10 protein-coding genes are annotated in these 14645 nt (G+C 58.1%); 3 read left to right on the top strand and 7 right to left on the bottom strand.

The window, feature by feature from the left end; translation table 11 throughout:
- Positions 1-92: 92 nt before the first annotated feature.
- Positions 93-2117: a glycosyltransferase gene (locus MUU54_RS07160; protein WP_247243349.1), complete on the bottom strand. Its 2025-nt coding sequence runs from the start codon at positions 2115-2117 to the stop codon at positions 93-95.
- Between the two features lie 119 nt (positions 2118-2236).
- Complete coding sequence (locus tag MUU54_RS07155; protein WP_247243348.1) at positions 2237-3412, bottom strand: glycosyltransferase; 1176 nt, start codon at positions 3410-3412, stop codon at positions 2237-2239.
- Positions 3413-3714: 302 nt separating this feature from the next.
- On the opposite strand from MUU54_RS07155, the gene MUU54_RS07150 reads away from it, so the two are divergent.
- Genes MUU54_RS07150 through MUU54_RS07140 form a run of 3 tightly spaced genes read left to right on the top strand, consistent with a single transcriptional unit; the run spans position 3715 to position 8329 of the window.
- Entirely contained in the window at positions 3715-5055 is a 1341-nt protein-coding gene (locus MUU54_RS07150; protein WP_376742065.1) for a polysaccharide biosynthesis/export family protein, read from the top strand.
- A gap of 35 nt (positions 5056-5090) precedes the next feature.
- Entirely contained in the window at positions 5091-7409 is a 2319-nt protein-coding gene (locus tag MUU54_RS07145) for a GumC family protein (RefSeq protein WP_247243346.1), read from the top strand.
- 8 nt (positions 7410-7417) lie between these two features.
- Positions 7418-8329, top strand: a complete 912-nt coding sequence (locus tag MUU54_RS07140) for a glycosyltransferase family 2 protein (protein ID WP_247243345.1) — start codon at positions 7418-7420, stop codon at positions 8327-8329.
- Positions 8330-8352: 23 nt separating this feature from the next.
- Here the strand turns inward: MUU54_RS07140 and MUU54_RS07135 are convergent, their stop codons facing one another.
- The 5 genes from MUU54_RS07135 to MUU54_RS07115 form a co-directional block, all read right to left on the bottom strand.
- On the bottom strand, positions 8353-9219 hold the full coding sequence (locus MUU54_RS07135) for a methyltransferase, TIGR04325 family (protein ID WP_247243344.1): 867 nt from the start codon (positions 9217-9219) through the stop codon (positions 8353-8355).
- A complete protein-coding gene (locus MUU54_RS07130; RefSeq protein ID WP_247243343.1) occupies positions 9200-10762 on the bottom strand; it encodes an oligosaccharide flippase family protein in 1563 nt (520 codons plus the stop codon). Before MUU54_RS07130 ends, MUU54_RS07135 begins: the two co-directional genes overlap by 20 nt.
- 305 nt (positions 10763-11067) lie before the next feature.
- Positions 11068-11742: a sugar transferase gene (locus MUU54_RS07125; RefSeq protein ID WP_247243342.1), complete on the bottom strand. Its 675-nt coding sequence runs from the start codon at positions 11740-11742 to the stop codon at positions 11068-11070.
- A gap of 217 nt (positions 11743-11959) precedes the next feature.
- Positions 11960-13348: a hypothetical protein gene (locus MUU54_RS07120; RefSeq protein ID WP_247243341.1), complete on the bottom strand. Its 1389-nt coding sequence runs from the start codon at positions 13346-13348 to the stop codon at positions 11960-11962.
- 59 nt (positions 13349-13407) lie between these two features.
- The gene (locus MUU54_RS07115; RefSeq protein WP_247243340.1) at positions 13408-14580 is read right to left on the bottom strand and encodes a glycosyltransferase family 4 protein; all 1173 of its coding nucleotides are present in this window, start codon (positions 14578-14580) and stop codon (positions 13408-13410) included.
- Between the last annotated feature and the right edge of the window lie 65 nt (positions 14581-14645).

Below are 14645 nucleotides of genomic sequence, written 5' to 3'. Positions count from 1 at the left end.
TGTCCCCCCGTTCCTATGCTCGATGTGTGTGAACTCGCCAGCTTCCCCGCTTTCAATTTTTGGGTTGCCCGAGCCTATTCGTTGCGCGGAAGTCACGCTTTAGCGCGCGCAGGTTTGCGCTCGACTGGGACTAATGCACTTCCCGTACCGATGGCTGCTGCCCGTTCTGGACCAAGTTTCCCCGTCACGGCATCAAGAAGCGCATGTAAGTTCCCGTTGAGCCGACCCTTTCGGTCCACATAAGGCTCTGGCAAGATCGATCGCCCGGCATTGCTGGCCAGGTTTCGAAAGATCTGGCCGAAGACGAGACGGGGCTTCATGGTTCCCTTCTTCATCAGATGCAGAGGATTGGCGACCTGTGAGTAACCCAACCTCACGCCGCTGGTGCGACCGCTCTTGACGCCCAGATGGACACCCCGACAAGCCGAGAATTTGATGAGGCGCCCGCCCATCTTCGCCAAGGCCGCCCCGAAATCTCGATCCTCAAGCCAGCCGTAAAGCACGAGTCTTTCGTCGAAACGAAGGGTGCCGATCGCCTTCAGCCGGAATGCCATGTTGCATCCATAGGGACTGAACGGCTCCAGCCATTGTTTATCGCTTCTTCCGCTTTCTCTTTTGATCAGCTTCACGGCCTCGTGAAATGCGATTCCTGGTCCTTTGATTCCATCAGCGATGACATGCCCGGTGAGCCCAACAATAGAGCTCTCGTCCTGAAATACCTGAGCAGCCTCAGACAGCCACTCTGGGTGGGCAACGAAGTCGTCGTCAAAGAAGGCAACGAGGTCCGTTTGCGGCTCCAGGTGGTTAAGCGCGGTGTTCCGCTGCGCCGCTAACCCCACAGGACCCGTCACGATCTTCACATCTTTAAGTCTGACGAGGTCTCCGGCATCCTCGGAGGTCGCGCAAGAGATAATCACAGAAGAAGGGGCCAGCCTCTGCGTAGAAAGAAAATGCCGAACCGTCTCAGAAACGACCTTCGGCCTTCCCAGTGTGGCGAAGACAGCCGCGACTTGCGGTAGCGCCTGCTTCTTTGGCAGGCCGCGTGTCGTATGCACGGCAGGGCCCTCTATGACGTCTAGATACCCTCCTGCACTGTTATGCCAGGAAAAATTCCCGCACTGTTCTTTACCCCGTCCGACAAGATCGAATCGCAGTTGTGCCGACGCATTGAGCATCTCGATGTGACGTACCCACTGTGCAGGATCCAGCGGCGATGCCAAGAGGCCTGCGTCGCCGCAGACTTCAGGCATACTGGCGCAATTCGACGAGACAACCGGGCAGCCCCGCGCCATTGCCTCGATGATGGGAAGACCGAAGCCTTCCGTTAGAGACGGAAAGGCAAGACAAAGAGCATGATCAAGCAGATAGGCAAGGTCGTCATCGCTAACCCGGCCGCATAGGTAAACATTGGCGGGAAAGGTCACATGGTCTTCTATGAAGATACCGTTGCCGCCAGCGATGACGAGGTTGATGCCGATCTCATCGAGCCTTGGAGCGATATGTAGCAGCAATGACATATTCTTGTGCCGCGCCCCAGACCCGATCGCCAGAACGAAGGGCCTGTCCTCAGGCCGAACAGGAAGCTCAGCGGGTAGATCGGCGAGATCCGGGTTCCACCGAAGCGCGTGTTCATGGCCATTCGGCAGAACGATGATCTGCGAGAGAGGGATAGGCAGATAGCGGGAAAGTTGACGTGCCGAGGCATGCGAGACAGTCGCGATTTTGACGGCTCGCCGGGCAAAGAGCGGCTGAAGGCTACGATAAACCGCACGAAAGCCGTGGGTGTAGCTGTCGGGAGAAGAGAGGACGTTGGTGTCATGGATACAGACGACCTGCTCGCTCTTGATGGCGGGCGCCATGTTGCAGAGATTGAGCAGCCGCCGTCCCCGCGCTGCCATCGGAAGTTCGACTTGCTCCCAAGGATAGCCACTCATGACACCCACCTCGACTGCACAAAGTTTCTCATAATCCGGATGGCAACTCGTTCTGGGTGCGAGGATCACCCCTCCGCACGCGGCCTCGATTTGATCCAAAGCGTGTACGATACTCCGGGCGTACCGCTGCACGCCGCTCAGGTTTTGAGTGAGATAGCGACCGTTGACCGCAAAAGACGCCATTATGACGCTGACCTATTTCCGGGATTTGCAAATGCGAACTTGGCGCGGTCGCTCACACCATTCTCCTTGCTACCGCAACCAAAGGTGCAGGTGACTGGCATGCGGGATGGAGCTCCGGCTTAGTGCAGAGGTGCATGTTTCAAGTCCTCGAACACGGGCGAGAGATGCGCTGCGTAAGGCTTAACATCGACCACCGTCTGTCGATCCGAGAGCGCCTGGTCGATCACGCGCTTCATGCCTGCCTTGAAATTCTCGATGCTGAACTGAGCTGCATGAAGTTGGATCAGTTCAGGATGGAAGCTATGCTCCATTGTCTCAAACAGGTCGATCGCGTCCGCCAAGGAATCGACCGTCTGCTCCTTGAACAGCAGGCCTGTATGGCCGGGAACGATCGTATCAAGAGCTCCGCCCTTGCCAAATGCGATTACGGGTCGTCCGCTCGCCATGGCCTCGACGGGCACGATGCCGAAGTCCTCTTCGCCTGGGAAGATCAACGCCCGGCAGCGGGCAAGGTAATCTTTGAGTTCGGGGAACGAAGCTGGGCCGGTAAATCTGATTGTCGGTCCGGCAATGCGCTTGAGGGCGCCAAGGTCCTGATTATCGCCGTCCCCGACCACCACAAGGTTCCGGTTGAGCTTCGTGAAAGTGCGAACGGCAAGATCGACACGCTTGTAGGGCACGATCTGTCCAGCGCAGAGGTAGAAGTCGTCAAAGCCTGCTGATGGCGCAAATTCTTCGATGGCGACAGGCGGATGAACCACCACGCAGGAGCGTCGATAGTACTTCCCGATGCGGCTTGCAACGTGGTGCGAGTTTGCGACGAAACGATCTACTCTCAAGCTCGAACCCGCATCCCAGGCTCGCAAGAGCGGCGCAATCAGCGGCATCATCAGTCTTGCGAGGAAACCGGCGTTGCGCCGATAGAGATGATAGTGGTCCCAGATGTAACGCATCGGCGAGTGGCAGTAGCAGACATGCACCGCCTGTGGCGGTGGGATGACACCCTTCGCGGGTCCGGATTCGCTGGACAGGACCAAATCGTAGCCGCTGAGGTCAAATCCTTCGAGCGCAAAGGGCATCAGCGGTAGCAGCGACTGATACCGCCGTCTCGCTCCTGGGATGCGTTGCAAGAAGGACGTGAAGATCCTGTGCCGTCGGATCTTGTCAGAGATTTTCTCGTGATCGCAAACCAGCGTGAAAATGTCTGCATCGGGATACATGTCGCAAAGCGCTTCGACCACCCTTTCGCCGCCACGCATCGACACCAGCCAATAATGGACGATCGCTACCCGCATACCACTCGTTCCCCGACATGTCCTTCGTACCCTAGGCGGGCTAGAGGCTGCCGCGAAGAACGCCCTAAGGCCAGCACGGACATACGATCGCTTCCAAAAGGAAGAGATGCTTGCCCGAAGGACGCAGAGGGCGGGCGGGCCACATATCCTTCCCTTATCCATTTTGGGGTGGAAGCTTAGACGCCCCTACCAAAACTGATTAGGTCGACTGGTGACGGAGAGAATTTACTCGCATCGACATGCCGTGATGATGGGCGTGGCAGGCTTGGCCTTGGTTTGAATTCAGCCCATTGGCCCATCGTATGACAACGGCGGGACGGCATATGTCGAAAGAAACGGATGTGACACAATCATCGCCCGCGAAGTTACCATTGCAACTTTGTCGGGCCGCAGTCGCAGGCATCTTCTGCCTCTTCGCTTCTGTTGCGTCCGCGGCCGAGATACCCTTGATGCCCCTGACCCAGGTGCGGGTCACGGTTGTCGAGTGGATCGCCTCCACCGGGGAATATAAGGAGTGGACACCGCTCAATGGACAGTATGTAGTCTCTCCCTCTGGCACGATCGCGATCCCACTTCTCGGGGAATTCTCGGTCGATGACGAGACGCCAAAGCAGGTTGCTGACAAGATCAGCACCCTGCTGAAGAGGAAGACGGGACTGGCCGAGCCTCCTGCCGCATCGGTCGAGATCATCCGTTATCCAATGTTCTACGTGTCGGGCGCCGTCGAGCGCGCCGGTGAACTCGAGTATCGGCCCGGTCTGACGGTGACACAGGCAGTGGCTATGGCGGGGGGGCGCGAACGCCGGACGGACGCCAACGGGTCGCGCGAGCTGGAGCAATTGCGGTACGCGGGTGAATTGAACAGCTACGACCTGAAGCTTAACCAGTTGATGGCAAGAAGGGCCCGGCTTGAGGCCGAACTGGCAGAACGCACTGAGATCGGTTTCCCGCCGGAGCTCGTCCACGCACGCGATGGAAGTGCCGGTAAGATCTTCGTCCAAAGCGAAACCGACCTCTTCGTTGCACGGGCGGAAGCCTTGAAACGCCAGTTGACCTCCCTTTCAGAATTGCAGGATCAGCTCCAGAACGAGATCAACGTGCTGAACGAGAAGACCGCCGTTCAGGACCGTCAGATCAAGATCGCTCAGGACGAGCTGGAGAGTATCTCGTCGCTCGTTAATTCGGGTACGCTCGCCAAGTCGCGCGAGACCTCGCTTGAGCGTGTCGTGGCTGACCTGAGCAGCGACAGGCTGGATCTCGTCATCGCTGCCATGCGCGCAAAACAGAAACTGAGCGAGAGCGAGCGAGATGCGATTGCCTTGAAGGGCCAGTTGCGAACGGAAGCAGGCCGCGAACTCCAGGAAATTGTCGCCGAATTCGAGGATACCAAGTTGAAGCGCAACACGGTGATTGCGCTGCTGCAGGCAGCGGGAGCCGCAGTTTCCCGAGACGCAGCACGCGTGGCGGCCAACACACAGCCGCTCGAATACTGGGTGACCCGCGCGGGTGGCGACGGCGTACCCGTGAGGCTTTCCGAATCGGAAGAACTGGGCCCGGGCGACGTTCTGGATGTGCGCTACGACATTTCCTCCACCGTCGCTGACGCCTCTCGATCAGCGGTCGTACCGCAGCTTTCGCAATAGCGTCGGGACCTGAGACTTCAAAAGGAATTGAGCCTATGGCAATCCAGCAGCTTTCAACGATCGACGGTCTTGCGACGGCCGAACGGGGGGAAGCATTACGATCAGAAACGGTGTCTTTCCGAGATCTGATCAACTTCCTTCGCCGCAATGCTTGGCTAATCACTCTTTCGACAGCTATCGGACTTCTGCTCGGCGTCACCTACATCATCAAAACGCCGTCGAGCTACCAAGCTTATGCGCGTCTGGTCATCGACCCGGAGCAGAGCCGAATCCTGTCCCAGGACGCCGCGACGGGCACGGTCATTATCGAGGCCGCTGAGATTGCAAGCCAAGTGGAGATCGTGAAATCGGAAGCAATAGCCGAGAGTGTCATTCGCGAGCTCGGTCTCCTGAACGATCCCGAGATCGTCGACGCCTCATCCTGGTACGGCGCCTTGCGCCACTATCTCGCCTCAGCCGTTGATCTGGTCCTCAACAAGCAGGTGGTTGCCGAGACGCCCCAGGCAGATGAGGAACGGATGCGGCGAACTATGAACGGATTTCTTTCTCGCGTATCCGTCCGCCGCGTGGGTCAATCCTATGTGCTGGAGATCGGTTATCGGTCAGGGGACCCGGATAAAGCCGCGCGGACGGCAAACGCCCTTGCAGAAGCTTACATCCGCAATGGCATGGACGATCGAGCAGCCGCAGCCAAGCAGGGCGCTCTCTGGCTGGAGGGTCGCCTGATGGACGTGGGGCGAAAGGCGCGGGAGGCGGCGCTTGCGGCTGAAGAATACCGCAACCAGCACGACATCACCGCAATGGCGAACGCCACGACGCTGGATCAGCAGCAACTCGCTGAACTCAGCAGCCAGATGTTAGCGGCACGGGCCGCCACATCCGATGCATCTGCGAAACTCACCACGCTCACCCGCCTGATCGAGAACAACTCGACCGACTCGAATCTGCCGGAGCTGGCAGACAATCCGCAGCTGATGAAATTGCGCGAGGAGATGCGCCTAGCCGAGACGCGTCTTGCGGGGCTGAAGGAGCGTTATACCCCCGGAAACCCGGCGATCACTGCAGCGACGGCCGATATTGCTCGCATCCAGTCGAGCCTTGTTAAGGAATTGCGTCAGGTCGAAGCCCTTTACCGATCAAACCTCGAAACAGCCAAGAGCAGAGAAGCGCTGGCCGAGCAGCAGTTCGCTAGCGCCAACCGTCAAGGCGCGGACAAGAACATTGCACGCGTTGAGCTGGCTGAGATTGAAAGCCGAGCGAGTACCTACCGACAGCTCTACGAGAGCATTCTCCAGCAGTTTGTAGGCGCTTTCCAGACCCAATCCTTCCCGCTCGGCAAGGCACGTGTCGTGACGGCGGCGACGGCCCCGCTGACACGAGTGTGGCCGAAGCCCTCTGTTCTCCTGCCCTTCTCGATGATCCTCGGCGTGTCATTCGGCCTGCTGGCTGCGGTCAGCCGTCACGTTCTGGACCGGCGCACGGGGTCCGGCGAGAGGCTCCAGCGCGAACTCGGTCTCGCGCCACTGGGGCATGTGCCGATCTACAGGCAAGCAGGTGCAAGACGTGACAACGCAAAAAACCTGCCTCCCACTGTGCTGCCGCTTCGCGCCATTCTCGACACACCGTATTCAGCCTTCTCGGAAGCACTGCGAGGGGTGAAGCACTCGCTGGATTCGCTGATGCCGGCTGACGCATCGGTGGTAATCGGGATTACCTCCGTTGGTAGCGGCGAGGGCAAGACAACGATTGCGACCAACCTTGCGCAGCTCTACCAGAACGAGGAGCAGTCAGTCCTGCTGGTGGATGCCGACTTCGTATCGGCTCGACTGAGCAAGCTCGCCTACAACGCTGCGCCAGATTTCGCTATCGAGCCTATCTCTTCCACCTTATTGGGCGGGCCTTCCGACGGAAACCCCGTTTCGCGGCTCCCCCGCATGCGCCGTTATCCGGAGAAGGTTGTGATCGATCATGATCCCGAATATGGAGCAGACGAAGATGCCGTTCCCGTCCCACTGCTGACGGTAGAGCAGACACGTCGGTCTGCAATTGCCACCTATCGCTATGGTCACCTCTCGGCTCTCAAGGAGGCGCTGACGAAACTGAGAACGCAGTACAAGATGATCATCGTCGATATGTCGGGATTTGAGGAGTCGGCCGACACGCGGGCGATCTGCTCTCATGTTGACGGAATAATCCTCGTGATCGGCAACAGCCGAAAGCTAACTATCGAACGCCTTTCGGAGGCGCTGAAGTCGTTTGGCCGCTCGCGGATTGCGCTCCTTGGGGTCGTTTCGAACCGCAGCCGCATAGGCTCTGGTCGCCATCGCACCTCTACGAGAGGCTTGATCTCATGAACATGAAAATGACAAAGCCCGGAACGGTTTCGGCAAGACACACCGTCGCAGTAGGAATACCAACCTCCGGGCGCAGTGAAATCGTCTCCGCCGTGGTTCCGGATCTGGTGCGCCAGACGCGGAAACCGGACCAACTGCTGATTTGCGCTCCAACGTCCGACGACGTTGACATGGCGACGCTGGCCGATCTCCCATTTCCTGTCCGCTTCCTGCAGTCCGAGCGGGGCCTCTGCAGGCAGCGAAACGCGATCATTGATGCGATACCGGACATCGATATTGTCTTGTTTCTTGACGATGACTTCCTGCTCGCTCCCACCTATATCGTCGAGCTGGAACGACTGTTCCTGCAATATCCTAGCGTAGATGTCGTAACCGGGACTGTTCTCGCTGATGGCGCGACTGGTCCGGGCATCTCTGTTGACGAGGGACTGGCGCTCCTGTGCGGCATTCCTGCATTTGCGCACGAACTGTCGGTACGGGAAACTTACAGCGGGTATGGTTGCAACATGGCCGTCCGAATGTCGACGGTACGCGCCGGCGCACTACGGTTCGACGAGAGATTGCCGCTCTACGGCTGGCTGGAAGATCTCGATTTTAGCCGCACCGTCTCCCGCTTTGGTCAAGTGGTTGCTTCTCCACAGTTGCTCGGCGTGCATCTGGGAACCAAGAACGGACGCATATCCGGACTGCGTCTGGGTTACTCACAGATTGCCAACCCGATCTACCTCGCCCGTAAGCGAACAATGACTTGGCGCCATGCTCTCATCCAGATGGCGCGAAACGTGGCTGCCAACACTTCCAAAGCGTCGCGAGCGGAGCCATGGGTCGACCGTAAGGGCCGGCTGAGGGGAAATCTGCTCGCACTTCGCGATTTGTGCACCGGTCACCTGTCACCCTTGAATATCTGCGGCATGAACTGAGGGAAAGAACGCAGCCGTCCGGCCTACACGTTGTGGATCAGCCGGAAGTAAAACCCTGCACTCTCGCTTGCCCCGAGCTCCGGATGCGTGTCTATGACATGCGAGAGGCTGGGAATGGACCAGCGATCGACCTGCTCGTAGCCGAGACTTTCGAGATCCTGCACGAAAGACGCTTCATTGCGCATCTGGTAGGGAACGTGGGCACGGCCGATCCGCTCCAGCGTGGTCACCGGCCTGCCGTCCCGCCTGAAGGCCACCTTGTTCAGAAGCAGATGCGGCGGCAAGCGAGGCAGCTCGAGGAGAAGATCTGACAACGGGCGATCGAGGTATTGCATAAGGCCCGACGCAAGAAAAACCGGAAGACGGGGTGCCCGAGACAGGTTATCAATAAACGTGAGCTGGGCTATCCCGTCTCGCGCTGCTCGTTTGCGACCGGCTTCGGCGATCTCCGGGAGCTCATAGATTACCCACTGAAAACTCTTGGGCACTTCCAGCAGACCGGCGAAGGCACGGAACTTCGTGCCCATATGTCCACCGGCGTCCAGCAGTCCGCCACTTTGTTTCGTTAGGCGAGCTAGCCAAAAGAGGATAGGGTAGTCCCAAGGAGCAACTCTGCACATTTCCTCAAATGAGACGGGCGCAACCTCGCCATGATTGTAGCCCACCAGCTTGCCGCCTCTTGCGGCTGCGGCAGTCGCCGCCTCGAGTGAAGCGTATGCCCCGGTGAAGCGGCGAGGCAGGGGAGAAAGGTAGCGAAGCCTACCACTCAAGACCTTCACCGGCCGGGCAAACCGGCTCATCGCGTGCTCAACCCTGCGAAACAAGGAGCGCTTGATCTTCTTGAGGAGAGCAGCGCTTTGGCTCGGGCCATCAAAATCTGTTTCCAACATGTCCACTGCCACCACCCCAGTTTGCTGCTCTAGCAGCCATAACTCTGCTTGAAATCTTGTAGAGTAGACCCACCGTGGCACCGTAGATCAGGCAACCGACCAGCATCTGCAGGATCTTGACGATTAGATCACTCTCAACCGAATGCATGTCGACCCTACCCAGCAGGAGAACGGCGCTCGCCATCGCAACTGATCCTACGATAGGTAGGATGCACCCCTTGATGACGGCTGGCCAGCGGACGCCGCCATATCGGCTCTGCAACCAACCGGACACGAGAATGGAGAAGACAGCGGCAATCGACTGGCCGGCGGCAGCCGCCACGACGCCGAACGGCGAGAATGCCAGGATCAATCCGATCGATACGAGACTGTTCACCAGGATCGCTGCCGGCACTTTGCGGATCGCTCCCGTGAGCGACAGCAACGGTTCGGTGACATAACCTGGAACGAGCAGGATCTGCGTGAGGGCAAGCAGACTGATCAAAACTGCGGCAGGAGCCCAGTTCGCCCCGAGCACGAGATGAACCAACGTGTCGGACATGAGTACGAGACCGACGTAAATCGGCGCGGAAATCACCATCAGCAGGATGACGAAAGTTGTAGCCGCCCGGCCCAGCGAAGCGAAACTGCCTTCTGCTCCGGGAGCGTCACCGCCGTCTGTCATCGCTATCTTGCGCAACGTGCTCCAGGCGATCTGCCGCGCGGGCTCGCCGACAAGGTCGGAAAATGCCGAGACGACGCGCTCTGCTGCGCGATAATAGCCAGCGTCCGCAAGCCCGAGGACGCTGCCGACGACGAGCGTGCCGGAATAGGAGCGGATCAGAACGAGAACGTGATTAGAGGTGATGTGCTTGGAGAAGTCGACCAATTCCCGAACGAACGAAATTCTGAGCTTCAGCGTGGGAACCCATTTCAGCACTACGAGCGATGCTGCCATGCTGATCAACTGGCTCACAAGCTTGCCTGCAGCCAATGCATAGATGTTCCAGCCATGGAAGAGACCGTATACGGCAACAAGAGTTGCGCAGAGTTCTGCAGCAATGCGTATGATGCTCAGCTCCCTCAACCGCGCATTCGCGATGAGCCTTCCTTCGCAAACGGACGAAAAGGGCGTTGGGAAGAGCCACAGGCTGACGAGAACGACAAGCAAAGCCTCGGCTTTCAGGTTGAACTGTATGTCGAGAATGACAGCAGCACATAAACCGATCGTAGTGGCAGCGAAGCCGGAAATAAGAGCAACAGTTGCGATCTGATCAACCCGACCACCTTCATGCGTCGTCTTCATCACGAACTCGCGCCATCCCCCTTCTGCAACGACGACGAGCAAGGCAGCCACGGCTACAGTGTAGGAGAAGAGGCCGAACTCGGCGGAGGTTAGGATACGCGCAGCAATGATGAAGGTTGCGAGCTGGCAGACCTGCATGAAGACCTTCGCGACAAGCACCCACATTGCGCTGCTGACGATCGCGAGGCCACGGCGGTTCCATCGTCCCAGAAGATCGATCTGGAGCCACGTGCAAGCCTTTCGGGTCATTCCTGCCATCAGGATTCCAGCCTTAGTTATCTTTTACAACACGCTGACCGGGATTAATGTCGGCTCCACTTCTATCGAATCAGGATCGGGAAAGACTTCAGACTTCGTTGACCGTCTCCGGTGTAATGCAGCCATGGAAATCTCCGGACGTTTCAGACCCTCTCGGTAAGGCTGTCACCGTCCTTGAAGACGCAATGCTACCGCGAGGCTTACCAGTGAGCGAGATTGCTTTGACACCTCAACTCAGATGGCTCGTCCTTCTCTTCTGCTTGAGCTTCTGGATGGCTGTTGCCTATTGGGTATTGTGACCGGCTTTAGAAATCGTTTCGGGCGAAGAGCACAACAACAATCGTCCTCATGATGATTGCTATGTCCGTGCGCATGGAGCAGGACTTGTAGTAGTCGAGATCGAACTGGACGCGTTCCTCATATGAGGTGTCCGGTCCTCTGGAGACCTGCCAAAGGCCTGTAAGGCCAGGCGTCATGGCTAGGTAGTAGCGCGCATTTGAACCGTAGCGCTCAAGCTCATCAGCAACGATCGGCCTTGGCCCCACAATACTCATATCGCCTACCAGAATGTTGAAGAGCTGGGGCAACTCGTCGAGACTTGTGATGCGCAGCATCTTGCCGAGCCAGTGGATACGAGGATCATTCCTTAGCTTCTGGCTTTCACTCCATTCTTGGCGCCGTTCAGGATCAGACTCTAGGAGTTTAGTCAGGACCTTGTCGGCGTCTTTTCGCATGCTTCGGAACTTCAGGCATGAGAAGGACCTGCCGCCGCGCCCCATCCGCCGATGGCGGAATATGATCGGCCGCCCGTCGACCAGAAGCAAGGCGATGGCGATCACCACAAGCGCCGGCAGAAGGAACACGACTGCCGAAAGCGCAAGGATGATGTCTAACGCGCGCTTCAGGCTTCGCCGCGAGATCTCTGGCGGCGAGATAAGGTCGACTTCCCGTTGGCCAAAATTGTCAGAATACAACGACATTCCCTACCCTCTCGATGCCCTTAAGCTGCCTGCCAAATCCCGCCGAAGCAATTGATCCAGGCAGGCACCCGCTAGACCGATAGAGGTAGATCTTAAGAGGCTCCTTGGCCGAAAAGGCGAGGACGGCGGCACGGAACCAATCGGTTCAGGTTGCGGCACCAGGTTGCAGCAACGCACGTCTTGTCGCTGTCAGGAAGAGACTGAACTCCAAGGTTCACTAAACCCGAGCCAGCAAGGGTACTGGTATAGCCGCACCACGTGGAACTGCACTGCGTAGACCGGCCATGATGAAAAAGATCAGGCCAAGATCCACGGTCGAACCGGAGATCAACGCACCGACAATGAGGCAAAGGCAGCCGTTACGGGCAGCGAGACCGGCGTCAGATTCATAAGTTCGCGGAGTTCCCCGCGGGAAAAGAATGCCCGTCAGCAGGAAGAGCAGAAAGAACAAAGTCCCTGGAATACCAACATTCGACAGCAGGGCAACTGCGAAGGATGACGCTCTGACTGTGCCGAGGCCCACGCCAAATCCGTAGGAGTCGAAGAAATTTGAGATGCCGGATGCATTCCAGCTTCCCCGCTCGATCGCTGACAATGAGGTTGGCTTGCTGAGGATGGTTGCGTCGATGAAATCAAAGACCCGTTGATAGATCTCGGAATGGAGGATCAGCGCAAAGCCGGTGAGCAAAGCTGCAAGCGGCAATGCCACGACGACCAGGATGCTAGCCCGTGTTCCGGTGGATCCACCACATCTGAACAGGCTCGTGACGTAGAGAATTGCAAGACAGACGGGCAGCCCAGCAATCCCTCCAGAGGAAGTGGAGCGCACGATTAGGACGCAGGAGACGATGAACAAGATCCCACTGGCCTTACTGTGGCGGCCGCAGACCCACAGGGTTCCGCAATAGCCGACCACCGCCATACTGGCACCCGCAAAAGCCGATGCCTCCGGCCAAGAACCGATAATGCGGCGCACGCCGGCGACCATTTCGTCCGCGTGAAAGGTGTAGGAAGCGTTTCGGATGTAACCGAAGAGACTGTCCAAAGGTGTTCCAGGGCTGATCAAGTCCGCGATGCCGAAGAAGACATTCGCTGCCCCGAAGCCGAGCAACCCGATGACCACGTGCCGGAACCCTTTCGGCGTTGATGCGACCGAGAGAATGAGGCTGAAGGTGATCAGGTCAGCGAAGAGATAGACTGCCTGCGTGAAGTTCCCGCTGACTGGACCAAGTAATATGGTGCCGTCGCTGGCGGCACCGGCCTGCGCACCGAGGGGTACGATGTTCATCGTACCCCGTAGGAAACGGGGAGCGAAATAGCCGGCTAGCACACCGTAGGTGACCAGCAACACTAGCCAGGCGAACGGCTGTGAGCGAAGGCTTCTGTCGACGGTCTCGCTCAGATCTCCGTGCAGCAGTAGCGCAGAAACCATGAGGAAGCCGAGAAACAGGTGGCCAGGCTGGATGCCGGTGGAACCAAGCATAAGCGCTGCAGCACCGCCAAGCACCGGAAATACTGAGAAGGCAAGAACAGTTGCTCCACTGCCTCGAATGAGGCAGATCACGCCAACGATCATCGTCAAGATTCCGACAGGCTCGACGCCCATTCACTACCCTCTCGTTTACAGCAGCAGGACGACCTCCGGCAGGAGTCCTGCTGAGCCCTTCAAGCTATCTTGTCGACGGGTTGTACCGCCTCAGTCAGGGCCAGGGGTTCAGTTCTTTCACAGAGAATATCTCGACTGATCCGGACATGACTGAGAATGTAGTCGCTTGCGCTCAACCCGCCGCTGCCCATCCGGGCTTGCGCCTTGACTGCCATCTGTCGAGCATCATCCGGGCGATGACGAATATCGAGCAACGCCTGCAGCAGGGCGGCCGGGTCGCTTGGGGGTACATAATGAACCTCGCTATCGGAAAAGTAGTGCCGCAGCCCCCCCGTATCCGAAGCAACCACCGGTACGCCGGCCAGCACTGCTTCCTGGATGGCCGTAATGCCGCTCGCATGCAGGTTTGGCTGCAGAGGGATGCAGGCGACGTTAGCGGCCTCGAACGCATTACGAAGTTCTTCCGCAGATTGCGCCGACCGCACTTCGACATTGGGGATGTCTTGAAAGAGCCGCTTGGGTATCGTGCCGGAGAGAATCGTGACGAGGAGATCAGACTGCGACCTGACGGCTTCTAGGAGCGCTGGCCAGTCCCGATGCCTGTCATTGCCGATCGCCAGGATCCGAAAGGGCGCTTGATCACGCATTCGAGGCGGAACCTTGGCTTCTGCTGGGATCCCGAACGGAACCAGCCGCAGGTCCGTATCCGGAAACAGGCGGTCCGCAACCTGCATGTTGCCAGTCGAAAGAAAAGTCAGGACGTCGACCCGCTTGATGAGATAGGCATACAGATATCGTTTTGGCAGCGAGAGCTTGCTCCAGTGATCGAAGAGCCAGACGGTCTGCCCGATGATCTTGGTCTTGATGCCCGTTAGCCTCACCACGCCTGCCACCGCGAGGTATTGCGACTCTGTATGTGTCCAGATGACGTCGGCATTCTCGAATTCATGACGCTGATGCCACGCATGCAAAATGTCGAACCCGAGGATGAGTCGTGCACCATAGCGTAGAAGTTTGCCGGTCCACCGCTCCCGAGAGGACTTGGAGAAAGAGACAGCGCAACCAAACGCGTTCGCGCGCCCGTAGCCGTAGGGCGTTTCGTCATTGACCCCCACAAGCGTCCCCGCGTCCCACGCCGCCTTCCAGCGTAGGGCATCCTTGTTTTCCGCAAGATGGACGAAGACACGGAGCTTTGTACCACACCCGAATTGATCGGCATGACTGACTGACATCGAGCTTACCCACAGCAAGAGTGAAGCAACTTCTCCGATGCGCAACTGTTAGACACCGCCACTCC

The organism is Pseudorhizobium tarimense, from assembly GCF_022968135.1.
In the GTDB taxonomy this organism is placed as follows: Bacteria; Pseudomonadota; Alphaproteobacteria; order Rhizobiales; family Rhizobiaceae; genus Neorhizobium; species Neorhizobium tarimense.
The sequence above is the reverse complement of the archived record's forward strand: the minus strand, read 5'-3'. Positions and strand labels throughout refer to the sequence as shown.